Annotated in this window: 1 protein-coding gene; it reads left to right on the top strand. The window is 65.0% G+C overall.

Going from position 1 to position 1,151, the window contains the following annotated elements; all coding sequences use genetic code 11:
- Positions 1 to 1,146 (top strand): family 43 glycosylhydrolase (locus tag QBJ92_RS20550; RefSeq protein WP_277971546.1); only part of this gene is annotated, 1,146 nt, incomplete at its 5' end.
- Positions 1,147 to 1,151: the final 5 nt, after the last annotated feature.

Raw genomic sequence — 1,151 nt, 5'->3', positions numbered from 1 at the left:
CGCTTCGTCGTCCACGGCACCGTCCGCCAGCGCAGCTATCCGGCGATCTTCGCCTATAATCGCGCCGATCCCGACATCTATCGCTGGGAGCGCAACGGCCGCGTCCGCTACCTCTTCGTCGCAACCGACGACACGAACAACGACAATGTCGGCTCCGCGCACCTGCCTATCCGGGTCGCCGGGACGATCGCCGACCTCGCCGACGACCATGGCGGCCGCGCGCGGGAGGTCGACTTGCTCAATCGTCGTACCCGCCGCGACCGCACCGTCGAGGGCCGCGTCATTGCCGGTTGCTATTGGGCACCCGAGCTGCACGAGATCGGCGGCAAGCTCTCAATCCTTTTCGCGCCCTGCTTCAATCCAAAGGACACCACGTCGAACGAAGGCGGCGCGTGGTTCACGGTCGAATCGCACATCATGCAACTGCGCGACGGCGGCGACCCCGCCAATCCTGCGGACTGGTCGAGGCCCGCGGCGATTCACAAGGCCGACGGCGCACGGCTCGGCCGCGCCGAGATGCCGAGCAACATCAGTCTCGACATGTCCTACCTCGAAGTCGCTGGTCAGAGCTATTACACATGGTCGCAACGCTATCTGCCAACCGCTGGAGCGTTGGGCGACCCGCTGACATGGATCGCCAAGGTCGATCCTTCGCATCCGACGCGCCTTGCCAGCGAGCCAACCCCGGTCATAGCGCCCGAGACCTCGGTCGAGGAGAACCTTGCCGAAGGCGCGTTCGCGCTCCAGCACGACGGACGGCTGACGCTCGTCTATTCCAGCTCCGGGGTCAGTCCGACCTATGTCGTCAACGGCGTCTCCGCGCCTCTGGACGCCGATCTGACCAGGATCGCTTCGTGGCGCAAATGGGCGGCACCACTCCAGAAAAGCGTGCCGATGCCCGCAGGGGTCACAGATTATCGCCGCTACGAACAGGGACCGGGCCATGGTGCCTTCACTACTGACGAGGACGGCAACGACCTTTATGTCTACCATAGCTGGGGCAATCGTGTCGGCGGCGACGGCCGAGATGCGCGCGTTCGTCGCACGCATTGGACTGCGGACGGGCGACCCCTGCTCGACATGACCACCAACGAAGAAGTTGCCCCCGTCAACCGCCGCGTCACGATGGACGTCACAATCCGCTGAGGCAC

It is taken from the genome of Sphingomonas echinoides (assembly GCF_029623395.1).
Taxonomy (GTDB): Bacteria; Pseudomonadota; Alphaproteobacteria; order Sphingomonadales; family Sphingomonadaceae; genus Sphingomonas; species Sphingomonas echinoides_A.
The sequence above is the reverse complement of the archived record's forward strand: the minus strand, read 5'-3'. Positions and strand labels throughout refer to the sequence as shown.